At 39.1% G+C, this 24,203-nt stretch carries 23 protein-coding genes; 5 read left to right on the top strand and 18 right to left on the bottom strand.

The window, feature by feature from the left end; genetic code table 11:
* Positions 1-313 precede the first annotated feature (313 nt).
* From MMY79_RS07390 to galE, 5 genes are all read right to left on the bottom strand, one after another.
* A complete protein-coding gene (locus MMY79_RS07390) occupies positions 314-859 on the bottom strand; it encodes a cysteine hydrolase family protein (protein WP_252612736.1) in 546 nt (181 codons plus the stop codon).
* Positions 860-1,158: 299 nt separating this feature from the next.
* The gene (locus MMY79_RS07385; protein WP_005306296.1) at positions 1,159-1,389 is read right to left on the bottom strand and encodes a hypothetical protein; all 231 of its coding nucleotides are present in this window, start codon (positions 1,387-1,389) and stop codon (positions 1,159-1,161) included.
* 409 nt (positions 1,390-1,798) lie between these two features.
* Positions 1,799-2,116: a hypothetical protein gene (locus MMY79_RS07380; RefSeq protein ID WP_252612735.1), complete on the bottom strand. Its 318-nt coding sequence runs from the start codon at positions 2,114-2,116 to the stop codon at positions 1,799-1,801.
* Positions 2,117-2,319: 203 nt separating this feature from the next.
* Entirely contained in the window at positions 2,320-3,714 is a 1,395-nt protein-coding gene (gene fumC / locus MMY79_RS07375) for a class II fumarate hydratase (protein WP_004643127.1), read from the bottom strand.
* 116 nt (positions 3,715-3,830) lie between these two features.
* Entirely contained in the window at positions 3,831-4,838 is a 1,008-nt protein-coding gene (gene galE / locus MMY79_RS07370) for a UDP-glucose 4-epimerase GalE (RefSeq protein WP_252612734.1), read from the bottom strand.
* A gap of 65 nt (positions 4,839-4,903) precedes the next feature.
* Between galE and tusD the strand changes: the two genes are divergently transcribed.
* From tusD to MMY79_RS07350, 4 genes are read left to right on the top strand one after another with little or no spacing between them, the layout of a single operon-like run.
* Positions 4,904-5,272 carry a sulfurtransferase complex subunit TusD gene (gene tusD / locus MMY79_RS07365; protein ID WP_004791822.1) on the top strand — a complete coding sequence of 123 codons (369 nt, stop codon included), beginning with the start codon at positions 4,904-4,906 and terminating at the stop codon, positions 5,270-5,272.
* Between the two features lie 44 nt (positions 5,273-5,316).
* The gene (locus MMY79_RS07360; protein ID WP_016137867.1) at positions 5,317-5,667 is read left to right on the top strand and encodes a hypothetical protein; all 351 of its coding nucleotides are present in this window, start codon (positions 5,317-5,319) and stop codon (positions 5,665-5,667) included.
* 17 nt (positions 5,668-5,684) lie between these two features.
* A complete protein-coding gene (locus MMY79_RS07355) occupies positions 5,685-5,969 on the top strand; it encodes a DsrH/TusB family sulfur relay protein (RefSeq protein ID WP_252612733.1) in 285 nt (94 codons plus the stop codon).
* An 18-nt stretch (positions 5,970-5,987) separates the two neighbouring features.
* Entirely contained in the window at positions 5,988-6,299 is a 312-nt protein-coding gene (locus MMY79_RS07350) for a TusE/DsrC/DsvC family sulfur relay protein (protein WP_005306315.1), read from the top strand.
* Positions 6,300-6,301: 2 nt separating this feature from the next.
* Here MMY79_RS07350 and MMY79_RS07345 read toward each other — a convergent pair whose 3' ends face one another.
* Positions 6,302-7,165 carry a DMT family transporter gene (locus tag MMY79_RS07345; protein ID WP_252612732.1) on the bottom strand — a complete coding sequence of 288 codons (864 nt, stop codon included), beginning with the start codon at positions 7,163-7,165 and terminating at the stop codon, positions 6,302-6,304.
* Between the two features lie 123 nt (positions 7,166-7,288).
* Between MMY79_RS07345 and MMY79_RS07340 the strand changes: the two genes are divergently transcribed.
* Positions 7,289-8,680, top strand: coding sequence for a PLP-dependent aminotransferase family protein (locus tag MMY79_RS07340; protein WP_252612731.1), 1,392 nt, complete (start codon positions 7,289-7,291; stop codon positions 8,678-8,680).
* A 16-nt stretch (positions 8,681-8,696) separates the two neighbouring features.
* On the opposite strand, the gene MMY79_RS07335 is transcribed toward MMY79_RS07340, so the two are convergent.
* From MMY79_RS07335 to MMY79_RS07280, 12 genes are all read right to left on the bottom strand, one after another.
* On the bottom strand, positions 8,697-9,179 hold the full coding sequence (locus MMY79_RS07335) for a helix-turn-helix domain-containing protein (protein WP_252612730.1): 483 nt from the start codon (positions 9,177-9,179) through the stop codon (positions 8,697-8,699).
* 216 nt (positions 9,180-9,395) lie between these two features.
* A complete protein-coding gene (locus MMY79_RS07330; protein ID WP_252612729.1) occupies positions 9,396-10,631 on the bottom strand; it encodes a molybdopterin molybdotransferase MoeA in 1,236 nt (411 codons plus the stop codon).
* A complete protein-coding gene (moaCB, locus tag MMY79_RS07325; RefSeq protein ID WP_000799986.1) occupies positions 10,631-11,554 on the bottom strand; it encodes a bifunctional molybdenum cofactor biosynthesis protein MoaC/MoaB in 924 nt (307 codons plus the stop codon). The genes MMY79_RS07330 and moaCB overlap by 1 nt, the downstream gene beginning before the upstream one ends.
* 23 nt (positions 11,555-11,577) lie before the next feature.
* A complete protein-coding gene (locus MMY79_RS07320; protein WP_252612728.1) occupies positions 11,578-12,063 on the bottom strand; it encodes a molybdenum cofactor biosynthesis protein MoaE in 486 nt (161 codons plus the stop codon).
* Between the two features lie 3 nt (positions 12,064-12,066).
* Positions 12,067-12,321, bottom strand: coding sequence for a MoaD/ThiS family protein (locus MMY79_RS07315; protein WP_252612727.1), 255 nt, complete (start codon positions 12,319-12,321; stop codon positions 12,067-12,069).
* The gene (gene moaA / locus MMY79_RS07310; RefSeq protein ID WP_252613471.1) at positions 12,322-13,362 is read right to left on the bottom strand and encodes a GTP 3',8-cyclase MoaA; all 1,041 of its coding nucleotides are present in this window, start codon (positions 13,360-13,362) and stop codon (positions 12,322-12,324) included.
* 227 nt (positions 13,363-13,589) lie between these two features.
* Positions 13,590-15,863 carry a molybdopterin-dependent oxidoreductase gene (locus tag MMY79_RS07305; protein ID WP_252612726.1) on the bottom strand — a complete coding sequence of 758 codons (2,274 nt, stop codon included), beginning with the start codon at positions 15,861-15,863 and terminating at the stop codon, positions 13,590-13,592.
* A gap of 128 nt (positions 15,864-15,991) precedes the next feature.
* Entirely contained in the window at positions 15,992-16,621 is a 630-nt protein-coding gene (locus MMY79_RS07300; protein ID WP_252612725.1) for an NTP transferase domain-containing protein, read from the bottom strand.
* Complete coding sequence (locus MMY79_RS07295; protein WP_252612724.1) at positions 16,618-19,401, bottom strand: nitrate reductase; 2,784 nt, start codon at positions 19,399-19,401, stop codon at positions 16,618-16,620. The genes MMY79_RS07300 and MMY79_RS07295 overlap by 4 nt, the downstream gene beginning before the upstream one ends.
* Positions 19,402-19,419: 18 nt before the next feature.
* Complete coding sequence (nirD, locus tag MMY79_RS07290; protein ID WP_252612723.1) at positions 19,420-21,042, bottom strand: nitrite reductase small subunit NirD; 1,623 nt, start codon at positions 21,040-21,042, stop codon at positions 19,420-19,422.
* Between the two features lie 14 nt (positions 21,043-21,056).
* On the bottom strand, positions 21,057-23,603 hold the full coding sequence (nirB, locus tag MMY79_RS07285; RefSeq protein ID WP_252612722.1) for a nitrite reductase large subunit NirB: 2,547 nt from the start codon (positions 23,601-23,603) through the stop codon (positions 21,057-21,059).
* An 11-nt stretch (positions 23,604-23,614) separates the two neighbouring features.
* Positions 23,615-23,956: a hypothetical protein gene (locus MMY79_RS07280; protein ID WP_252612721.1), complete on the bottom strand. Its 342-nt coding sequence runs from the start codon at positions 23,954-23,956 to the stop codon at positions 23,615-23,617.
* Positions 23,957-24,203: the final 247 nt, after the last annotated feature.

The following is a 24,203-nucleotide window of genomic DNA, read 5'->3' as shown; positions in this document are numbered from 1 at the left end:
ATCCTTAGCTAAGCTTCTGTTTTCAATTACTTTATCTTTAATCTCGCAAAATAAATGCAAAATAAAAACAGGACAAGGTGGGCATTTTAACAATTATGACAGCTTATTCAACGCTAATTCGCCATTAATTAGTGAAACTTATCCCGTCTTGATAAAAAGCCCTCCCAAAAGAGCTTTTTGTTGATACAGATTCAATTCTTGTTACTGCTAAAAACCTACCAATCACTATGCTTCAACAGAGGCTGTTATGTCTTAATAGAGACAACTAATAAAACTTTTGAATAAAATTGTTCGGCTTACTTCTAAATTAAATTTAAGAAATGAACTCTTCTGCCGTTTTTAACTTAGCAAAAGCATTACTTAAAACTTCGTTATGATGCTCAATTATTTGCTGAGCATTTAAAGCTGCTGAATCAGTTGTTGTATGTGCATCTGAAATTAATATCAATTTATATCCGTACTCAGAAGCAGCCCTAACAGTTGTATCAATACAATACTCAGTTTTCATCCCAGTAATGATGATTTCATCAACATCAAGCTTCTCTAACACTTCTTTTAAAACAGTATTTTTAAAGCCACTAGGATACATTTTTTCAATGACTGTATCCGCATTTAGATTAACGGATAACTCTTTAATCAGTTGAGTGTTCGGCCCACTTGGATCTAATGGTGTGCCTTTTTCACCAACATGCCGAATGAAGATAATTGGTCTCTCATTCAAGCGGCAATATTCAATAAGGCTAAGAATATTTGAAAGTACGAGTTGAGCATTATGCGGCTTAGACTGGCCGTTAAATAGGCCATTTTGCATATCAATGACCAATAAAGCCGATTTTGAGTTACTACTGAGGTTTTCCATAATTTCTCTCTGCAAAAACCAATAATGAACAGAGAAAAATTAACCCAGCCATTATTGGCTGGGTTTAGTTATCTTATTAAGTCACTTTAATAAAAATCACACACAGCCTTCTTTAGAGGTCGTGGTGGTGGTGATTTTATTTAATAAACAGTTCATTTGTTTTAACTGCCCAAAATTAAAGCGTAAATAACCATACCATAGCTTTTTCAATAAAAACAAAACTTTTTAACTTTTATTGTATGAAATATCTTTTAAGCATACCTATTTCTGAAAGAAATAAGTCATCATAAAAAACTAATTTATTTAACTGAAAGTAAGTATTCGTATGCTGTTTTTTCATTACTCTCTAATTTAATGACTGCATCAGTTTCATCATTCAAAGTAAGGTTAAACACCTTCTCACCATCATAAGAAATTTGATGGCCCATACGAAATTCTGAATCCATTGATTCAAGAATAATAAAATTTCCTTCGATATTCGAAGCGATATAGTAAGTATTGTTCCGATGAACATATCTAATTGTATACATCACTGTTTAAATTCCATCTAAAAAATTATGTTTTTTCTTAATTAATAAAAAAAGCTGGTTCCTCTTTCCAACCAAAAATAAGCCAAAAGAAAAAGTTGCTTAAAACCAGAATTGGAAAGATACATACCGTCATTTTCCAATTTATTAACACCCAAACTCCACAAATACAAATACAAATACAAATACAAATTAATTCAAACGTTTAAAACCAAAAAATATATACTTATTTAAAAAGATCCACCCCTTCTTTTGATTTCTAACACTAATCATTCAGCGCTAAACTTATATACAGATATTACAGAAATACTTAACAATAAAAAACCCCGCCATTAGTCGATATCTAGTCAGTTTTTTATACTGCCAGATGTCTAACAAAATTAAGTCTCGAATGACTTAACTACTATTTAAATTAATCTTTACACTTAACTTTCAAAACGGCTGCTTTGGTATTCACTGGAATAAGCATTCCTGAATTATAGACAGTATGATGATTTACGATTTTGTTATTACTATCCAACTCATCAAAACCCTTATCTTTACATATTTCTTCTGCTTTACCGATTAACTTTGCCCTCAAAGCTTCTCTTGAACCAAATGCATTACTTTGAGCATGAAGTTGATAAACCCCTGGATTCAGCTCAGCTACAGTAGGTGGAAACATTTGTAGACAACCCGACAAGGCACAAGTTATTACTGCTAAAACAGCTATTGATTTAGTCTTTTTCATTTATTTGAACTTAAAATAAAATAACGTAGCAAAAATAAAGTCTAGATATGACATCTATATTTCAAGGTATAAAAAAAGCCTACTTTTTCAAGCAGGCCTTCCCCTTATGATTTTTTGCGCTGATCATTCAGGACTTTTGTTGTACTTAGCAACTCACGGATATTACAGAAGTATTTGCTAAGAAAAAAGCCCATTAGGAGAGATTATTTACTATTTGGTGAAACCATTTTTTCAGGTTTAACCACTTCATCAAATTGTTCTGCTGTAACTAAACCAAGCTCAACAGCAACCTGCTTCAAAGTTTTATTTTCCTTGTAGGCAGTCTTGGCAACTTTTGCAGAATTTTCATAACCAATCACTGGGTTTAAAGCAGTGACCAACATGAGAGAGTTATGTAAGAAGTGATCAATTTTATCCTGATTAGGTTCAATTCCTACCGCACAATGATCATTAAAACTATTACATGCATCACCAAGTAATTGAATAGACTGCAATAAGTTGTAGGCAATCACAGGCATAAATACGTTTAATTCAAAGTTACCTGAAGCACCAGCCACATTAATGGTCGTATCATTTCCAAGCACTTGCGCAACAACCATGGTCATTGCTTCACTTTGTGTTGGGTTTACTTTACCCGGCATAATGCTTGAACCAGGTTCATTTTCTGGAATGCGGATTTCACCGAAACCACAACGTGGACCACTGGCCAACCAACGAATATCGTTTGCAATTTTATTTAAACTGACTGCAAGCGTTTTTAATGCACCAGAAGCAAAAACAGCAGCATCACGTCCTGCAAGTGCTTCAAATTTGTTTGGAGCAGTCACAAATGGTAAGCCTGTGAGCAAAGCAAGTTGATCGGCTGCTTTCACTGCATAATCAGGATGTGCATTTAACCCCGTACCTACCGCAGTACCACCCAATGGTAACTCATATAAACCTGTCAATGCCTGTTGCAACCGAACTAATCCATGCTCAAGCTGAGAGACATAACCACTAAATTCTTGACCCAATGTTAATGGAGTTGCGTCTTGTAAATGGGTACGACCAATTTTAACAATAGACTGAAACTCATCTGATTTTTTTTGCAAAGTCGCTTTAAGCTGCTCTACGGCAGGAATAAGTAATTCATTAATTTGCAAACTTGCTGCCACGTGAATAGCAGTTGGAAATGAATCGTTCGTTGATTGAGCACGGTTGACATGATCATTTGGATGTACTGGTTTTTGTGCACCCAACACTTGACCTAATTTTTGGTTGGCAATATTGGCAATCACTTCATTACAGTTCATGTTACTTTGCGTACCAGAACCTGTCTGCCAGACCACTAAAGGAAACTGTGAATCCCATTTACCATCAATTACTTCTTCAGCTGCACCCACAATATATTGGCTCAAATCTTGCGGTAACTGTTCAAGTTCAGCATTAGTTATCGCAGCAGCTTTTTTCACCAGCCCCATTGCTCGAATCATGGCACGGGGTAATCGTTCCTGCCCGATTTTAAAGTTCTGTAAGCTGCGTTGAGTCTGTGCCCCCCACAATGCTTCATTTGGAACTTCAATCTCACCCATAGTGTCATGTTCAATTCGTGTTTGCATAGAAACCTCAGTTGTCTGGTTAAAGAACTTACGGGCTGAAGCAAGTATTTGCTCTGGCTAGTTAATTTCTAATATCGTACTCAAGCATTCCGTTATTGTAAATAAGAATCATTATCTTATCTTCCATTTAATGTATTTTGATAAAAGCGCCATTCATCTTCAATCATTTGTTTTAACGGGCGCTTAGGTGTCCAGTTCAATAATGTTTTTGCTTTGGTTATGTCTGCCCCAACTTGACTTAACTCAACATGTTTGTAAATCGCAGGTTGAGTCGCAATTTCAGCTTGGGTTACTTGCGAAATTTCATCTAGTAATTGACGAACAGAGTGAACTTGGTCATGGGCAATATTAAACGCCTCACAACAATGTGTTTGATCACGTAGCCAATGTAAGCTTGCAGTTACAGCTTCACACACATCTAAAACGTGTAGAAAACTACGTTCAGTCGTATGATCTGATGTTTCAGCTTGATCTTGTAATTCAATCAAATCACGTTGCATTGCTGCAACTTGCATGGCAAGCGGTACAATATTTTTAGGGAGCTGTGCGACATACTCTCCGAGCACCCCATGTTCAAATGCACCTACAATATTAGATAAGCGCAAGATCGCAATTTTCCACTCATGATCAATTTTATAAGTATCACGGATAATTTCTTCAATCATCTGTTGAGACTTAATATAAGGGTTAGGATAAGCATAGTTGAATTCGTCTGTTTCGCTTAATTGCAGACCAGATTTTCCATAAGCTGCAAGGCTAGACAAATGAATAAAGTGACGAACACCTGTGCGTTGCATGGCACGTAGTAAACTCATGATGCAACTTACATTATCATTATAATATTCAAGAGGTTTAAGATTAGATTCTTCAATTGATTTAAATCCAGCAGTATGAATAACCGCATCGATTGAATATTGTTCGAAGACCTTATTCAATGCTGGTGTATTACGTACATCAAGTTTAACAAATGGAACGTACATCCCAGAAATAAACTCTAGGCGTTCCAGCGTTTGCAAGGTCGAATTAGCCAAATTATCGACAATGACCACTTCTTGACCCTGAGCCATGAGACTCAAAGCAATGTGTGAACCGATAAAGCCTAAACCACCTGTCACTAAAATCATTGTATACTTACCTTTCTCTTAATGCATCTACGCCCATTTAGACGTATGACCATAGTGAATTCTCAATGAGTACATTACTACTAATTACCTCTGCTCCTACTTCCATTCATGCTTGGCATGCGTTAGGACTTGCTCAGGCACTCAAAAGTAAAAATGAAGACTTTCGTGTATTCTTTTACCAAGATGGCGTGCAGGTTGCTAATGATTTTCAATGGGTTCCTGACGACCAGCGTAATTTAACGCATGAATGGCAAAAGCTTGCGATTCGACTTCCTGTATGTGTGAGTGCTGCCCTCGCTCGTGGTATTACCGATGCAGAAAATGCCAGTCGCCATCACCTTACTCATCACAACCTTGCCAAAGACTTTCAACTGGTCGGGTTAGGTGAACTTGCTGATGCGGTACAGTCAGCATCTCGTCTTATTCAATTTTAAGTTACTTTGTTTGCTTAGATTGTTGCTTTTAAAAGGTATATTGTGTGAAATCTGTACTCGTCATTTTAAGCCAAGCCAACTTAACCAGTCTGCAAATCAATGAAAGCCTCTCTGCTACTATGGTTTTAGCAACCTTTGGCTCACCAGTCAAAGTATTATTGAAAGATGCTGCGCTTAGTCTTTTACAAAATGACTTAAGCTTTAGCCAACTTCATCATGCTTTCAAAGTCGCATCAAATATGGTCGAAAGCTTTGAATTTTATGACTTAAGCCCAATTCTTATTGAAAGCAAAAATCAGCAAAATCCTTTTGTTCAGCAAACAGAACAAGAGCTCGAATTCATTCAGTTGAATAATGAGTTCATTCAGTCTTTTGACCATGTCTTATATTGGTAGATGAAGGTGTAATTTTAATGAATCCATCAACACTTTATCTCGTGCAATCTGCTTATCACAATACAGCAAATGTTATTGATGAATTAGGTAACCTTTATCAAGAAGGTGACCAGATTATTTTTATGGGTGATTCTGTTGCGCGGCTTTCAGCTGAAATGATTCAACCGTTTAAATCTGTTTCATGCTTAAGTATCGAAAAAGATTTAATCGATACGGATACTTTAGCTCAGATAAATGTATTGGACTATGATCAATTTGCAGATCTTGTTTTAACATTTAATCGCTGTATTTCTTTTAAATAATATATTTAGGCTGGTTTCATGAATTTAGAATTAGACCAAGATGGTCATTTGGTTGATTATACAATCTGGAATCCTGAAGTTGCACAAGAGCTTGCCAAGTCACTTGATATTGAATTAACCGAATGGCATTTCGAAGTTTTAGCTGCTGTGCGTCAGTTTTATCAACAGTTTGGGCACTCTCCAGCAACCCGCCCTCTCATTAAGTTTTTAATGAAAACGGTAAGTCCAGAGATTAATAACGCTGTTTTACAGCAACAATTTAATACTGGTTTAGTTGCCCGTCATTTAAGTCGTTTGGCAGGTGTTCCTAAACCAGCAAATTGTTTATAAAGTTAAGTAAACTTTTTAGCAGCAGCGACACATAAAATAGTTGCTGCTGTGACCACTAACATTGACCAGCTCACATGTTCGTGTAATAAAGCCGCTGCAATAGCAAGCCCCATTAAAGGCTGTAAAAGTTGTAGTTGGCTTATGGCAGCAATACCGCCTTGTGCCAGTCCTTTGTACCAAAAGAAAAAGCCAATGAGCATACTAAACAAAGACACATAAATAAGACCGACTAGAGCTGATGTAGACACACTCTGGAATGAAGCTGGCATATAGAAAATAGTAAGTAACAACATAAAAGGTAATGACAAAATAAGTGCCCAACAAATGACTTGCCACCCGCCTATTTTTCTTGAAAGTACGCCACCTTCTGCGTAGCCAAAGCCACAAAAAATAATTGCCATCAACATATAAAAGTCCCCTATTCCAAGTGATGTATCACCAGAAAGGAAGAACATATAGGCGAAAACAACAGCACTTCCCAAAACTGCAAATATCCAGAAAAATTGATTAGGTTTTTCTCCACCTCTGAGTACAGCAAATATTGCAGTTGCAAGTGGCAAAAGACTAACAAAGACAATTGAATGAGCTGCATTCATGTGCTGTAGAGCAAGTGCTGTAAACAACGGAAAACCGATCACAACCCCTAAAGCAACAATGGCTAGAGGCCACCAATCTTGTTTGGCTGGCTTTTTTTGTTTTAAAACCAATATAAGAATAAGCCCTAAAATACCAGCTATCGCAGCTCGTGCTGCTGTTAAAAAACCGGGTTCAAACCCCATTACCGCTACACGTGTTGCTGGTAGTGACCCTGCAAAAATAGCCACGCCAATAAAACCATTCACCCAGCCATTCATAAACCTATTCATAATTTTCTCCGTCACTATACGGAGAATTTAAGCTGTGCTAAGGTGATAAAACCAGATACAAAGCAGTACAATTTAAAAGAACTGTTATGTATTAACAGCCAGTACAGTTGAGATTTTAAGCCCGTGAACCAGAACAAAACAAAAATTGAAATTGTCATTTCAGAGATTGAACAACAAATAAAAAATCGATCTTTATTGCCGGGGGCACGCTTGCCTTCTGTTCGTAAGTTAGCAAATGATCTTGGTTTTTCAGTCTCAACGGTTGTTGAAGCGTATGAAAGATTAATTGCTTTAGGCAAGATCGAATCAAGAACTGGATCTGGTTTTTATATTGTTGGCCCGCTCGCGCCTCTTTCTTTAAGTGAATTAGGCCCTAAATTAGATCGTTCAGTCGATCCATTATGGATTTCACGTCAATCTTTGGAAGCTAAAGCAGATGTTTTTAAGCCCGGTTGCGGTTGGCTACCTGATGACTGGATGCCATTAGACAGTATTCGTAAAGCTTTAAGGACGGCCGCGAAAAGCCCTGATGATTGTTTAATGGGTTATTCAACACCATTGGGATTACCAGCTCTACGCGATTTACTGGCAAGGCGTGCTCAAGCAAAAGGTATTGAGGCGAATCTGAACCAAGTACTTTTAACTGATTCGGGAACTCAAGCGATTGATTTGGTTTGCCGATTTTTACTAAAGCCCGATGATGTCATTTTGATTGATGATCCTTGTTATTTCAACTTTCATGCATTACTTAAAGTCCATCAAGTCAAAGTTATTGGTATTCCCTACACCCCAACAGGCCCTGACTTAGAGGCATTTAAAGAAGCAATTGAGACTTATAATCCACGTCTTTATATCACCAACTCAGGAATTCACAATCCAACTGGAGCAGTACTTTCTCTTTCTACGGCACATCAATTATTAAAGCTTATTGAGCAATCTAATTTGATTGTCGTTGAAGATGATATTTTTTCAGATTTTGAATATAACGCTGCTCCTCGGCTTGCTGCGTTGGATAATCTTTCACGTGTAATTTTTATTGGAAGTTTTTCTAAAACGTTATCAGCATCTATTCGCTGTGGTTATATTATTGCGAAACCAGAATGGATTGATCAGCTCACTGACCTAAAAATTGCCACAAGCTTTTCTCACAATGGCGTGTCTGCTGAAGTTTTATTAAGTGCTTTAACTGATGGATCTTATCGTAAACATATAGAATTACTAAAAGTTCGTTTAACAAAAGCGATGCACGACACCATTACCAAACTAGAACCTTTGGGCATAAAGCCATGGATTAAGCCTCAAGCGGGAATTTTTGTTTGGTGTCATTTACCAGAGGGTGTTGAAGCTTCAAAAATTGCGAAATATTGTATTAACCATCAAGTTATTCTTGCACCAGGCAATGCATTTAGCCAAGCCTCCAATGCTGGTCAATTCATACGTTTTAATGTGACACAGTCAAATCATGATTACATTTATAAGACTCTAGCTGATGCAATTCAACCAGAGTCTTCATAATGGGTAACAAGGAAAATTAAGCTTGTTTCTGTTTTTGTTCAATATATGCAAAATAACCTGGCCCAGCTGAAACTTGAACTTGTTTTGCATGTAAAGGTTCACGGCAAACCGAACATACCATGACTGGCTCAAATTTATGGCCACAAGTTTTATGACGATACTCTAAAGGTTTACCTAAACCTTGATCCATCCATTTATCTGCCCAATTCGCCATAGACAAAATAATCGGATAAAGTTCAAACCCCTTATCAGTAAGTCGATATTCAAAGCGTTCTTGACGATCAAAATAAGGAGCTTTGGCTAAAATTTCATATTCAACCAAACGCTTTAAACGATCTGAAAGGACATGACGAGTTACGCCTAATGATTTTTGAAAATCGTCAAAACGGCGTATTCCCATAAAAGCATTACGTAATATTAGCATCGTCCATCGATCGCCAATCACTGATAGCATACGAGCAACCGAACAAGGTTGATCACCGATGTCATCCCATTTCATCTTTATGCGTTCCTCGATATTTCCTAGCCTAACGGCCCTATTGTTTATACCCTAAACCACTTAACACGATTTATGCAAGATTCATTATAAAAATAACTTCTTATCAATCTTATAAAAGAATTTTTATTATAAAAAAAAGAAAGTTATTATATAAATTCACTTAACAAATATAACTCACCCAATTGTATAGTGAGTTATATCTATCATTTCTCATCATTAATTTGAAATGAATACACCCTTCAATATATGGTCTGCTTCTAGTTTCACAATTGCTGGAATTCGCACCAGACAATTGGCCTGCATTAAATTACTGAGCATGTGTGATTGCTGTTTTGCCAGACTTTTAACTTTAAGTTGTCCATTGTCAAAATAAGCATGCATTCGTAGAAAACGTTCACGCGCATCTTCTTTTAAATCATGATCTAAAATTGCACTAAACCATTCTGGCCCTGTTTGATTTCCCTGCAAAGTGTCGAGCAATGCTTTCCCGTAAACTTGCATTGATACATAGACCGCAGCCGGATTACCCGGTAACCCCAACAAATAACAACGATGATCTTTTTCGGTGTGAGAATATTCAGCAAAAAAGAGTGGCTTACCCGGCTTTTGTTTTACTTTCCAAAAGACCTGTTCAAAGCCAGCCTCAAAAGCACATGGTCGAACAAAGTCATAATCACCTACTGACACTCCACCTGTGGTTATGATGACATCATGACTATCTTTTAACTGATTAAAGTAATACGTGACTTGCTCTGCCTCATCTGCCACATGAATGAGTTCAACCTCTAAGCCATAATCTTCAAACCATGCTTTTAGTAATGGACCATTTGCATCAAAGATTTTGCCTTCTGCAAGATCTTCTGCTTTTTCGGCAACTTCATCACCCGTGACTAAAACAGCGACTTTAGGTGCACGATAAACGTCAACCGTTTGTACACCTGCCATACTTAAGGCGGCTAAACTTCCAATATTTAGAAACTGTCCAACTTGGGCAAGTAGTTGTCCGTTCTGGATTTCTTCGCCCGTAAAACGAATATCAGCTTGAGGGCGAATATGTTCAGTTAACGAAATTTCTTGTGCTGAAACGACCTCTACTATTTCTTGCCTCGCAACATGCGTTGTGCCTTCAGGAATTTTGCCACCAGTAAATATACGAACTGCCTGACCCTCACTCAGAATGTCATGACTCTCGCTTCCAGCACGAATCTCGCCAGTAACCTGAAATTTTTGATTATTTAAATCTTGTGCATGACTACAAAGCGCGTAACCATCTACAGCACTTTGAGAAAAACTTGGCAAATTAATTTCTGAGTAGATTTCTTTAGCAAGATATCTACTTAGGCTATTTTGTAAAATTTGCTGAATTGAGCCTAACTTTTTAGGTCTATTACTAATCAGCGCAATTGCTTCATCTACACTGATTAATCCACGTTCTGTACCACAACCTGACATTATTCATAGCCTCCCGGATGTGGTAAATCACGGCAAACATCAAAAATATGGACTAATGCAGGTAAAATAGCAGCCATTGATTCACTTGCTCCACCACGGCTTCCCGGTAAAGTCACCACTAGAGAACGGTCGATAAAACCAGCTACTCCACGCGACATTGCAGCATATGGCGTGCGTTTTTGCCCAAATGAACGCGCAGCTTCCATTAAACCATCTAGCTTACGCTCAAGAAGTGGCTCTAGCGTATCAACCGTAATATCACGCTTACCAATTCCAGTACCGCCGACGGTCATAATGCAAGCATATGATTTGCTCAACTCAAGCACTAAGTTTTTTAAAGTATCCGCTTCATCTGGCAAAATCTGGTAGTGAATCGGATCGAATCCTGCCTCGGTTAAAGTTTCAACCACAGATTTTCCAGCAGTATCTGGCTTTCTACCAGCAGCTACGGTATCGGACAGCACAATAACAGCCGCCGAAACAGGCTGACGAAGAACTCGCTTAAAGTGTGATTTTCCACCTTTTTTCTTAAGCAATTTACATTGATCCATCCAGAGCTCTTCTGGTTCACAATGCGGTTTTAACATGTCATAAATGGTTAACCCTGCAAGACTTGCAGCCGTTAAGGCTTCCATTTCTACGCCAGTTGGACCAATGGTTTCGACCACGGTAATAATCTTTACAAAATCATGTTCTAATTCATATTCAACATCTGCACGATAAATCGGCAGTGGATGACACAAAGGAATCAGCTCATCAGTTCGTTTTGCTGCCAAAATTCCTGCAACACGTGCGGTTTTTAATGCATCCCCTTTTTCAGTATTTCCTTGTCTTAATAACTCAATACAGTGTGGTGGTGCATATAAAATTGCTTGCGCTTCAGCAACACGATAACTTTCCGGCTTCATTCCTACGTTTTTCATTATTTATCCTAGTCTTGCTTATTTCAGTGTGAGTGTTCATGGCCGGCATGATGGTGATGCTTATGTTCTTGCGGTGCATCCTTACGAATACAGCAACCTTCTACATAGTGACTTGTACCATCTGTAAAGAACTCCTCTTTGAAAACAGGCACTTCATGTTTTACCCGCTCAACCGCTTCTTCGCATGCTTGAAAAGCTTCACGGCGATGGGCTGCATAAGCAATTGCAATGATTGCTGTTTCGCCAACATCTAGATATCCAATCCGATGAACCACCCGCACATAAGATACCTGATACTTTTTCTCAATTTCCAGTTCAATTTCACGTATCATTTTTTCAGAAAGCGGTTTATACGAGGTATATTTTAGCGCCTGAACAGCCTTACCTTCATGATGATTGCGAACCGTTCCCATAAAAATATCGATTCCACCGCATTCAGGAAATGATTCAATAGGATCAAAGCTATCTAGGCTTAAAGCCTGCTCTTGTATACGTGCAAAATCTCGCATGGCTTATCCTCCTGCAACTGGTGATAATAAAACCAAAGTACATGGCTGGCTTAAGGCAGATTGCCTCGTTATGACATTATCGCCAATAGCACATGCACACTTTTCCATAGCCTGTGTACATTCTGGATGCAACGAAACAATTTCATCTAAGACATCTTTAACTAAAATAGGGTTGAGACAAACTAACGAAAGATTCTGAGGAAGCAATTTTTCAATTGCACCAAATGATTCGATTTTAATTTGGATAGATTGCTGCATTTATCCCCCAAGCATATGCATACTGATTTTACGGGTTTGTTGATGTTGTAAGGCATGAAAGCCTTTGGCTTTATTCCAGATATACGGCATAACCTGATCTTTCAATTGCTGACTATACAGCACATGATCGGTTGAGTTCTGTGCGCGTGATAATGCTTGAAGCTGCGGCTTAATATTTAAACCCTGCGGGGCAAAGAGACAGTTATAAAGCTCACCTTGCGCCGTTAGTCGTATGCGGTCACATTGGTGGCAAAATGAATGAGTAATGGTAGAAATAATGCCGAGAGCATAGCTATTATTAAGCAAATATTGGCGCGCTGGCTCATGTTGTTGCTCAACAACCTGTACCGAATAATGTTGTTGCAACGCCTGTAAAATTTCAGCTTCACTCACCACATCTTTATTTGACCAGAGTGCATCACCATCAAGTGGCATAAATTCAATAAAACGTAGCGGAATGTGGTTGGCGATTGACCATCTCACCATGGGTAAGATTTGATCGTCATTTTTGTCTTTCATTAACACACAGTTTATCTTAAAAGGTAGTCCTGCATCTTTCGCAGCTTGAATACCCCCAAGAACTGGTTCTAATTTTTTCTTGGTAAGTTCTTTGAATTGAATCGGATCAAGACTATCTAAACTAATATTTAGGTCATCTAACCCAGCATCTTTTAATTGCTGAGCGTATTTGGCAAGATAATGTCCATTGGTGGTCATTGAAATGCGTTTTAAACCTAATGCTTTTAAGGCTTGCAAATCACGAACAAAATGAACAATGCCTTGACGCATTAATGGTTCACCACCCGTAATACGAATACTTTCAACACCATGTTGCACCATAAAACGGCAAAATTGAAAAAGTGCCTCAAAACTAAGCAAGTCTTGTTTATTTAACCATTCAGGGTGCTCAGGCATGCAATATACACACTTAAAATTACAGCGATCGGTTACCGAAATACGTAACTTACGCTTGATGCGCCCATATTGATCTTGCAGAAGCATTGGCGCAGTTTCAGAGTGATATTGTTTCATCATTTGCACTCGTGTCGAGAACAGTTCAAATATTGCTGGCACTTTTTATGGGCAATTAAAATAGAAAATTGCTCTTCAATAGTGCTCTGATCTTTATGCAAAATTTGTTCCAATTCTATTTATCATCCATAACTTCTTAGGTTTTCTAATAGACTTTTGGCTGCACCACTTAACTGTAATTTTAAAACTGTATAAAGTTAGTGCAGCATTAATCTCTTATTTGCCTTACATTATTTCTAGCACTTTTCTAAGCGGATGGGTACATATTTATGGTACGGCGTTTTAGATAATGGATCACAATGTTCAGCGGAAATTAGTCGATTTAATTGTGGCCCAATTGGTTCACTACCTTGAAAGCGCATGCCATAACCATGTGGAAGTGATACCACACCTTTTCGCATTCCTTCATCAAAATCTACAGTAACCTGAATTTCTCCATGTTGTGAAATACATTTAAGCTGACCGCCTGCATCTACATTTAGGTGCCTTGCATCTTCAGGATGAATTCGTAAGGCCCCTTCAGCATCTACTTTTCGCCAAGCAGGATCACGGTAAATTTGATTGGCGTTATAACTACGTCGTTCACCTGATAAAAGTATGAATGGAAAATCTTTTGCATTAACCTGATGATTTTTTAAACTTGCCAGCTCGGTTAACATCTCTGGAATAGCAAGACGTACTTTCTTATCTTTATAAGCAACCAACTTCCAGATTTCATCATATTCATGTTCTGATAACACGACACCTGATCGCTGCTTTAAAATTTGCTCGAATAAACGAACGCCCAATGTTAAAGGGTTACCTTTGTAACCTGCACGGCGCACCGCTTTGGTGTGTAAGACAGCATATTGAATCGACAGCGGCAATAAAAAAGCAACCGAACCTGCTGATTTTTCTAACTGTTTACCTAAAGTACGATAGAGAATTGAGGCTGCAAAAGGGATATATTTTTTATGCCGCGCAAAAGTAAGCCCTAATGCAGATAAGTAAGGTAAATAGGCTGTTTTTTTCGAATCGACTGAAGCTATTTTTTCTAAAATTGGAAACCTTTTTGGAATTACCTGCATGGCTTCAAGTAATCGTGTATAAATTTCTGCTTCCGGCAAAGTATTGGCTTGAGCAGCTAATACAGGATGTCTTAAGTGAAAACCATTTTTAGGAAATTCCAAGTTAAAACCTGTAAATTCCCATTTTTCAAACTGGGTGTGTGCTGGCAAAATATAATCTGCCAACCTCGCGGTTTCTGTCATGGCAATATCGACCACAACCAATAAATCCAATGCTTTAAACGCTTTTTCGTAAGCTGGTGTATCGGGATAGGTTAATAGTGGATTACAGCTATCTACAAACACAGCACGGATTCGTTTTTCCCCTGCTTTTAAGATTTCATCGGGTAAAATATTAGGCGGGAAGAACCCGGAAATTGGGAACATTTTATGGTAAACACTACGTCTATATTTCGGCTTTCTTTCATCTGTATCGCTTAAGATTGGAATAAACATGGTATGCAAATTATTGGTGCCCTGCTTTCCAAAGTTTCCAGTCACTAAGTACAGTAGTTTTTCTAAATATCCGTTTAATGTCGTGTTTAAAGTATGCTGAATACCTAAATCAATACGTACACAGCCTCTTTTAGCTTTAGCAAAATCTCGAACCACTTGGTAAATCAAATCGACCGGAACATCTGCTTTGGCAATATAGTCTTCAATCGGCACACGACTAAATGCTGTTTTTACATCTTCAAAACCTTGTGTATGCTGCTCAATAAACGCTACATCATAAAGCTTTTCTTTAATAATGATTGCAATCATCGCCGACATTAAAAAAGCATCTGTTCCGGGTTTTAGCTGTACATGAATATCTGCTTGTTTGGCTGTTTCGGTAACTCGCGGGTCAAACACCACCATGGTTCGATTCGGATCTTTCTTAATATGTTTTAGCGTATCTCGCGCGTTGGGAATGCCATGGGCCTGAAAAGGATTTGTCCCAATAAAAAGAACATAGTCTGCATACTCCACATCTTCTGTCGTATGGCATGCCTGACTACCGAACAAACGTCCATTGAGCCAAAAATCACCCGTTTTTTCTTGAGCAAGAGAGTTGTAAGAATAATAACTTTTCATGGCCAGTAAGAGTTGTCGGCCATATGCTGCACCTAGATGATTACCTTGACCACCTCCCCCAACAGAAGCAAAAGCCGTCCCACCAAAATTATCTCTAATCTGTACTAATCGATCAGCTATTTCTTGTATGGCCACATCCCAGCTCACTTCTTGAAATGAACCATCTGGCTGGCGTTTTAAAGGTGTAGTCAAACGGTCTGCATGTTGTTGATAGTGTTGTAATCTGGCAGCTTTTTGGCAAATGTAGCCCTGTGAAAATGGATGCTCAGGATTACCTTTAATTTTGACAAACTGATTATCTTTAATTTCGACACTTAAACCGCAGTTTCTAGAACACAAAATACATGCGGTCACATCCGTTTTGTTTTGCTTCAGCACTTCGACCATTCCGATTGACTCCCTTTATTTTTATGCATATGGATGGAACTAAAACAACAAGTTCCAAAATAGAACTTATATAATCAATAGTCAAGAACACATCATTTAAAAATTTGTTTAGGTCATCAATCTAATTTTTAACTTGCTGTAAATATCTCTTTAAAGGCATTGATTTGTTTGTATTGCTGAAGCTCATCCAATGAATTAATGCTATGAAAAAAAAGATTCTGTTTTTGAAATATAGCGACTTGTGCATGTAAAAGCTTAAAGCACTCTTTCAAACTTAATCGTTGTTTTTCAATTTGCTCTGTTACGGTGATTAGGCTTTCACGTTTTAATAAGCAAAATGGATACAACGAATCTCCATTAATTGAAACATAAGCTGCTTGAGCCTGTTTATTTTTCCGAAGTGCACTGTGTAATTTGGCAACGACTTGTGTCGGCACATACGTCACATCACAAGGAATAAATAAAACATAATCTGCTTCTACATGAGACCACGCACTTTTCATTCCCATAAGCGGGCCGAAAAAGCCAGAAGCATCATCTTGAAAACATTTAATATCTGGCACAATACTTTGATAGATTGAATAGTCACGATGACTATTGACCCAAATTTTAGACACAGATGGTTTTAATTTTTGATGAATTTTAAGAAGTTGGGGTTCACCATCAAATTGCTGCAACAACTTATTTAAACCATTCATACGACGGGCTTGTCCACCCGCCAGAATGACCAGATCAGTTACGGGATATCCCTTATTCACACTTCCACCTCCTGTTGGCAAGCTTTAATCAGGCCACGGATTTCAGGTAAACATGAACCACAGTTACCACCTGCTTTTAAACAAGCTGTCACTTGTTTTTCATGAGTTATATTTTGAGTTTTAATTGCGTCTATAATTTTATTCTTACCTACTTTAAAACAACTACAGACTAAAGGTCCGTCATTATTTGTAGCAGACATTGGCATGCCAGCCAGTAATGCTTTTCGATGTAAAGCACTTAAACGCTCGCGTTTAAATAGACTTGCTACCCAATCACGGTCTGGCAATAGATCTGACGGAGCAATATATAAACTAGCAATCACCACGCCTTCTTTCAAAATAATACTATGACTTAATTGTGATGAAATATCTTCAATACTCAACCACTCAAAAGTTTCATCTGCAAACGGCAAGAAGCTTTTTAAGTTTTTTTGAGTGTCATGAAAAGTTTGACGATCTGCGAGTTCATAACGGTTGGTTTTAACCATTTTGACCTTAGTCCACCATGCACAATGATGTAGCGATTCTTGAATATGTGAATCATATCCTTCACGTACATAAAGCACACCTTGCCAAGTGGTATAGAATGGTTGAATCGTGACAGGTGTATGTTTGAACTCAGGTTCACCTGAGATCGCATCGACCTCTGGGTTAACGACTTTACCAATACGAGCATCGGATGCAACTTGTTCAGTCCAGTGAATTGGCGCAAAAATTTGCCCACGACGCACACCCGACGAGAATGTCACGCGTAGTACACAACTACCCCATTTCGAACGAACTTCTACTAAGCCTTGATCACGTACACCAAACTTTAAGGCATCACTCGGATGAATCTCGCAAAATGGTTCAGCGCGGTGACTGGTTAAATTTGGTGACAAACCCGTACGCGTCATGGTGTGCCATTGGTCACGAATACGTCCAGTGTTCAAAATGAGTGGATAGTCTTCTGAAACCGCATGAACCGGGTCAATTGCAACCGTCGGAATCAATTTCGCCTTGGCATTTTTATGACTAAACTGCCCTTTGCCAAACAGTTGTTGAACGGCTTTAGCATTTTGGTTTTTATTCCACACGGGCCATTGAATTGGTTGCAGAGCATCGTACTCAGCAGTGCTCAGATTCATTAACCCTTTCAAGTTAAAATAACGGAAATTATTACTTTCTGCACGAGTATTTATGTCTGCATTATCTTGTGCTGATAAAGCTGCATGCTCATTAAAGATGTCACTTGCACTCGCGAAGTCAAAACCATTAAAGCCTAATTTTTTCGCGACTTGGCTAACAGACCACCAGTCTGCTTTTGCTTCACCCGGTGCAGGTAAAAATGCGCGTTGACGTGAAATACGACGCTCAGAGTTAGTAACAGTTCCATCTTTTTCGCCCCAACCTAAAGCGGGAAGCAAAACATCAGCATAAGCAGTAGTGTCCGTATCTGCGCAGATATCTGACACGACAACTAACTCACATTTCTCTAATGCCCGTTTAACTTGATCGGCATCTGGCAAACTCACGACTGGATTTGTCGCCATAATCCAAATGGCTTTAATTTTTCCAGCTTCAACGGCACGGAACAAATCAACCGCTTTTAAGCCAGCTTGAGTCGCAATAAATGGACTATCCCAAAAGGTTTGTACTACTTTTTGATGTAGTGGATTATCCAGATCCATATGCGCAGCCAGCATATTGGCTAAGCCACCCACTTCTCGACCACCCATCGCATTTGGCTGACCTGTCATCGAAAATGGTGCAGCGCCGAGCTTACCAATTTTTCCAGTCAGTAAATGACAGTTAATAATGCTATTGGCTTTATTTACACCCTGACTTGATTGATTCACTCCCATTGAAAATAGGGTGATTACTTTTTCAGTTTGAGCGAATTTTTCAAAAAACTGCTGTAATTTGTCTAAAGAAATACCACTACGTTTTGCCACATATTCAACATCAGTTTCTTGCTGACTGCTTGCCAAGACCTCTTCAAGACCTTCGGTATAAGCATCTACAAAAGCCTGATCAGCATGACCATTTCGATATAAATATTGAAATAAGCCATTAAATAAAGCGACATCTTGACCCGGTAAAATCGGTAAATGTAAATCAGCTTGCTCACAAGTACTGGTAAAACGTGGGTCAATCACCACAACAAACATATCTGGATTTTGGCTTTTAGCCTGCATGATCCGTTGATAAAGCACAGGATGGCACCATGCGGTATTAGAACCGACTAATACCACCATATCTGCATGTTCAAAATCTTCATAACTTGCAGGAACAATATCTTCACCAAAGCTACGTTTATGACCCGCAACCGCAGATGACATGCAAAGGCGTGAATTGGTGTCGATATTTGCAGTACCCAAATAACCTTTTACAAACTTGTTCACCACATAATAATCTTCAGTCAAAAGCTGACCTGAAACATAAAATGCAATGCTGTCACGACCATATTGATCGATACAAGATTGGAATTTATCAGCAATCTTATTGATTGCCGCATCCCATGTGGTTACTACCCGATCAGCTTTTCGTCCCATCATTGGTTGTAAAGCACGTGTTTCTAACCCCAAAGTATCCGCAAGTCGGCTACCTTTAATACATAAACGTCCAAAGTTGGAAGGATGCTCAGCATCCCCCTCAACTTCTACCAGAGGTCCTTGAGGTTTTTGTTGGACGTTTACGCTAACACCGCATCCTACCCCACAATATGGACATGTTGTTTTGGTTATAGTTGTTGCAACATGGTCGGAGCTATCGATTTCAACGCTTGGAATACTATTCATAACTGCTCCTTTCCCTATTTAGCCTGCATTTTTTAATGCAAAATCTCGACCAAATAGCAGTTTATTTCTAAATGATGAGACTGGGGTTTGATCTGCAATTAACTCTGCATACCACATGCCATCTTCAGTATCGCCAAATAAAACTGCGCCAATCACTCGATCACTTTGGATAATAATACGTTTATAGATATGACGTTTTTCATCATTCAAGATAATGTCTTCATAATCATCTTTAGGCTCAAAATTACCCGCAGAGAATACATCGACACCACTTACTTTTAACTGAGTCGGTACAGTCGGTGCTTTAAAAGTTAAGCTGCCGTGTTCTGCCAAATGTGTCGCACAAATAAATGCTTGACCCCATAATGGTTCAACCAAGCCGAAAGTTTGACCGCGATGTTCAATACACTCACCTACGGCATAAATACTTGGGTCAAACGTTTGCATGGTGTCATTGACCAACACACCACGGTTACAACGTAAACCCGCACTTTGTGCCAAGCTAATATTTGGACGAATACCCACTGCAAAGACCACAAGGTCAGCGTCTAAAACAGTGCCATCTTTCAAGCGTATTTGCTTCACATGACCGTTTTCATCACCAATTAACGCTTCTGTATTAGCTTCGGTAATAATATTAATACCTTTTTGATCAATGCTATGGCGCAGTAACTGGCTCGCACGGCTGTCAAGTTGACGCTCCATAATACGGTCCATCAAATGCAATACTGTCACATTCATACCGCGTTGTTTTAAACCGTAGGCTGCTTCTAAACCGAGTAAACCACCACCAATCACGACTGCATTGGTTTTTGAACCGCAGTACTCAATCATGGTGTTAACGTCATAAATATCACGGAAAGTTAAGACACCTTTTAAGTCAACACCTTGAACTGGTGGAATAAACGGAGCCGAACCTGTTGCCAAAATCAAACGATCATAATCAACTGTTTGCTCTTTTTCGGTGTAAACCACTTTACGAGGACGATCAATTTTTACCGCTTTATCGCCTGCAATAAATTTAATGCCTTTATCGCTATACCACTTTGGCGGGTGCAACATAATATCTTCAATGGTTTTTTCACCCGATAAAACCGGAGATAACATGATACGGTTATAGTTACCCCAAGGTTCTTCACCAATTACCGTGACTTCATAACGGTCTGGGGCCATATCAAGTAAATCTTCTAGGCAACGCATTCCTGCTAAACCATTACCAATCAGTACCAGTTTAAGTTTGTCTTGAGATACACCTGTATTGGTAATATAAGTTTTTTGCGGCACAGGGTTAACAAAAACACGGCCATCAACAATTTTGCTTGGATAAACTGAAAGTTTTTGGTCTTTATCTTCTAAACAGCGCCCCGTTGCTAAGCTGAAATGTTGTTTATAGATTGGTGATGCAATAACACGTTCGCCTTGTAAATCACCAATAATTCCTCGGCTCATGACATTGGCTTGGCTAAACGGATCTTTATTGCTGAGCACATAAACACGTTTTTCATGTCCCACACGGAAGATAGCCACTGCTTGACCATCCACTAGCGCACCTGCGCCAGTGTTGGGAATTAAGTCATCAAGTGCACACACATCAATCCATTGACCATCAGGAAGCATATTTTTGTCTTGTACAATATTCATAGAAATTCTCCTGCTTATGCTTCAACCATTGGAATACGGTCTTCTGAACGCTCAACATCTGATAATGGACGGATTTGACCGCGTTCAGTTGTAAATTGAATGTGTGGATCGGCCTGCTCACTTGCGCCTGCATTGATATAAGTCTGGAAGCGCTTACGAACTTCAGGATTTTCTACCGCAGTACGCCATTCGTCTTGGTATGTTCCAATGATGTGTTCCATACGGCGCTCAAGCTCAGCAGCTAAACCAAGAGAATCATCAACAACCACAGATTTAAGGTAATCTAGACCACCTTCCATGTTGTCGCGCCATACGCTCGTACGTTGTAAACGGTCTGCGGTTTGAATGTAGAACATATAGAAACGGTCGATATAACGAATGAGCGTTGCTTTATCGAGGTCAGAGGCAAGTAACTCCGCATGGCGTGGTTTCATACCACCGTTACCACAAACATAAAGGTTCCAACCTTTTTCAGTCGCGATAATACCCACATCTTTACCTTGTGCTTCAGCACACTCACGTGTACAACCAGACACAGCCATTTTTAATTTATGTGGTGAGCGCAAACCCTTGTAGCGATTTTCAAGCTCAATCGCTAAACCAACCGAGTTATCTACACCGTAACGACACCATGTGCTACCTACACAAGACTTCACAGTACGCAAAGATTTACCGTAAGCATGGCCAGACTCAAAACCTGCAGCATTTAACTCTTCCCAAATGAATGGAAGCTCATGAACTTGTGCACCGAACATGTCAACGCGTTGACCGCCAGTAATTTTGGTATACAGATTATATTTCTTCGCGATTTGACCAATAGCAATCAAACCATCTGGAGTCACTTCACCGCCAGCCATACGCGGTACAACTGAGTAAGAACCATCTTTTTGGATATTCCCCAAGTAGTAGTCATTACTGTCTTGCAGACCTGCATGACTTGGTTCAAGTACGAAATCGTTCCAGCAAGAAGCCAAGATATTTGCCGCAGTCGGTTTACAGATATCACAACCCAAACCATGTCCGTGTTGGTGAATCAAGTCATCAAAAGTTTTGATTTCATTGACACGAACCAAGTGATGTAGCTCTTGACGCGAGTACGGGAAGTGTTCACAAATGTGGTTATTTACAGTCACACCTTGACGTTGTAACTCTGACTTTAAAACTTGAGTCACTAATGGTGCACAGCCACCACATGCGGTTGCTGCTTTGGTGCATTTCTTTAATGCACCTAAAGAGGTCGAACCATCGCTAATTGCTTGGCAGATGTCCGCTTTTGATACGTTGTTACATGAACAAATCGTTGCGCTGTCCGGCAGTAAATCTACACCGCTACCACCAGATTTTCCTGCCGACTGTTCAAAGCCCGGCATGATCAAGCTTTCAGGCACTTCCGGTAAAGCCAGACCGTTTAACATCATTTGTAAAAGGTCGCTGTATTCTGTTGCATCGCCAACCAAAACTGCACCAAGCAATTTGGTTTTGTCCGCATCTACAACAATCTTTTTATAAACCAGTGCATGCTCATCTGCATAGAAATAGCTTAATGCACCAGGGGTCATAGCATGAGCATCACCAACAGAAGCAACGTCCACCCCCATTAATTTCAACTTGGTGCTCATGTCCGCGCCAGCAAAGCAGTTACATTCTTCATCTGAAATGTGTTTTGCTGCAATACGCGCCATGTCATAGCCTGGTGCAACCAAACCATAAATTTTGTTTTGCCAAAGCGCACATTCACCAATGGCATAAACGTTCTTGTCTGAAGTTTGGCAGTAATCATTAATGACGATACCGCCGCGCTCACCAATCGCAAGACCACTATTACGTGCAAGCTCATCACGAGGACGAATACCCGCAGAGAATAAAATCACATCAGCTTCAAGCTCGCTACCATCAGCAAACTTCATCACATGCGTTGTGCTGTCACCACATTCAATAGATTGAGTCGCTTTTTGTGTATGAACTTTTACGCCAAGATCTTCAATTTTGCGACGTAAAACCTTACCACCCAAGTCATCAATTTGAACTGCCATTAAACGTGGTGCAAATTCAACAACATGTGTTTCTAATTCTAGGTCACGTAAGGCTTTCGCTGCTTCAAGACCGAGTAAACCACCGCCAATCACAACACCTGTTTTTGCATTTAAACTCGCTGCACGAATGGCATCTAAGTCTTCAATGGTACGGTAAACAAAACAATTTTCACGGTCATTCCCCGGAATTGGCGGAACGAATGCATACGAACCCGTTGCCAACACCAATTTGTCATAGCTAATGACATCACCATGGTTGGTTGTGACTGTTTGTGCCGCGGTATCAATTGCAGTTGCTTTTGTATTAAGACGTAAGTCAATGCCATGAGCATCAGCAAAGTCAAAACGTGCCAAAGATAAATCTTTTGCTGACTTCCCTGAAAAATATTCTGTCAAATGTACGCGGTCATACGCGATACGAGGTTCTTCCGCGAGGATAGTGATTTCTAGTTCATCATCTGCTTTTTCTAAAATGGCTTCGATGAATTTGTGGCCCACCATACCATGACCAATCATTACCAATTTCATAGTGTTTCTCCTCAAATCACGTTGCTTTTAAGCTGCGTTATTCCATTCTCAAATAGACGTTGTTCTTTTGCTTTGTGCTCTATCGAGAAGCGAATTAAGCTCACAAGGCATCTAACTGCTTGAAACCAATTTTTTTCACTCGTTGATGACACCCAATGCACAGCAAAGTCATAAAAAGAAATAAAAAAAGCGAGCCCCCTCATAGAGAAGGCTCGCATCGCTGGAACTGAAAACTTAAATAATTCAGATGTAACTTTTTTATGCAATAAAAATAAAGACATGACCTTCACTCCGACTGAACGTAACTTCTTTGTGTGTACGGTTGCACTCACAAACTCGATCAGAACGGACATCGTTGGCCGTCTTTAAAAACTCATGGTCGTCTTCGACCTGTAATTAAGTAAGCATTTTGCATGCCAACATTTAAAAAGCTTAAGCTAATAATATTTTTTATATTTAATTTCATATAGATATAACTTTTTAATATGTAGGTAAAGAATAAAGCCTTATTTTGCTCGCTCTATCACTGCACATTTATATGGTTTAAATAAAAATACGTCTTGCTACAAAATGAATCGTATTTTTGCACCAAGATTGATC

The sequence above is a fragment of the Acinetobacter sp. XS-4 genome (genome assembly GCF_023920705.1).
In the GTDB taxonomy this organism is placed as follows: domain Bacteria; phylum Pseudomonadota; class Gammaproteobacteria; order Pseudomonadales; family Moraxellaceae; genus Acinetobacter.
This window is presented reverse-complemented; position numbering and strand designations above follow the sequence as displayed.

Excerpts from the sequence above, each read along its gene's own strand:
- MMY79_RS07390 (WP_252612736.1), bottom strand. The coding sequence starts at position 859 with ATGGAAAACCTCAGTAGTAACTCAAAATCGGCTTTATTGGTCATTGAT.
- MMY79_RS07385 (WP_005306296.1), bottom strand. The coding sequence starts at position 1,389 with ATGTATACAATTAGATATGTTCATCGGAACAATACTTACTATATCGCT.
- MMY79_RS07380 (WP_252612735.1), bottom strand. The coding sequence starts at position 2,116 with ATGAAAAAGACTAAATCAATAGCTGTTTTAGCAGTAATAACTTGTGCC.
- fumC (WP_004643127.1), bottom strand. The coding sequence starts at position 3,714 with ATGCAAACACGAATTGAACATGACACTATGGGTGAGATTGAAGTTCCA.
- galE (WP_252612734.1), bottom strand. The coding sequence starts at position 4,838 with ATGATTTTAGTGACAGGTGGTTTAGGCTTTATCGGTTCACACATTGCT.
- tusD (WP_004791822.1), top strand. The coding sequence starts at position 4,904 with ATGAGTACATTACTACTAATTACCTCTGCTCCTACTTCCATTCATGCT.
- MMY79_RS07355 (WP_252612733.1), top strand. The coding sequence starts at position 5,685 with ATGAATCCATCAACACTTTATCTCGTGCAATCTGCTTATCACAATACA.
- MMY79_RS07350 (WP_005306315.1), top strand. The coding sequence starts at position 5,988 with ATGAATTTAGAATTAGACCAAGATGGTCATTTGGTTGATTATACAATC.
- MMY79_RS07345 (WP_252612732.1), bottom strand. The coding sequence starts at position 7,165 with ATGAATAGGTTTATGAATGGCTGGGTGAATGGTTTTATTGGCGTGGCT.
- MMY79_RS07335 (WP_252612730.1), bottom strand. The coding sequence starts at position 9,179 with ATGAAATGGGATGACATCGGTGATCAACCTTGTTCGGTTGCTCGTATG.
- MMY79_RS07330 (WP_252612729.1), bottom strand. The coding sequence starts at position 10,631 with ATGTCAGGTTGTGGTACAGAACGTGGATTAATCAGTGTAGATGAAGCA.
- moaCB (WP_000799986.1), bottom strand. The coding sequence starts at position 11,554 with ATGAAAAACGTAGGAATGAAGCCGGAAAGTTATCGTGTTGCTGAAGCG.
- MMY79_RS07320 (WP_252612728.1), bottom strand. The coding sequence starts at position 12,063 with ATGCGAGATTTTGCACGTATACAAGAGCAGGCTTTAAGCCTAGATAGC.
- MMY79_RS07315 (WP_252612727.1), bottom strand. The coding sequence starts at position 12,321 with ATGCAGCAATCTATCCAAATTAAAATCGAATCATTTGGTGCAATTGAA.
- MMY79_RS07305 (WP_252612726.1), bottom strand. The coding sequence starts at position 15,863 with ATGGTCGAAGTGCTGAAGCAAAACAAAACGGATGTGACCGCATGTATT.
- MMY79_RS07295 (WP_252612724.1), bottom strand. The coding sequence starts at position 19,401 with ATGAATAGTATTCCAAGCGTTGAAATCGATAGCTCCGACCATGTTGCA.
- nirD (WP_252612723.1), bottom strand. The coding sequence starts at position 21,042 with ATGAATATTGTACAAGACAAAAATATGCTTCCTGATGGTCAATGGATT.
- nirB (WP_252612722.1), bottom strand. The coding sequence starts at position 23,603 with ATGAAATTGGTAATGATTGGTCATGGTATGGTGGGCCACAAATTCATC.
- MMY79_RS07280 (WP_252612721.1), bottom strand. The coding sequence starts at position 23,956 with ATGTCCGTTCTGATCGAGTTTGTGAGTGCAACCGTACACACAAAGAAG.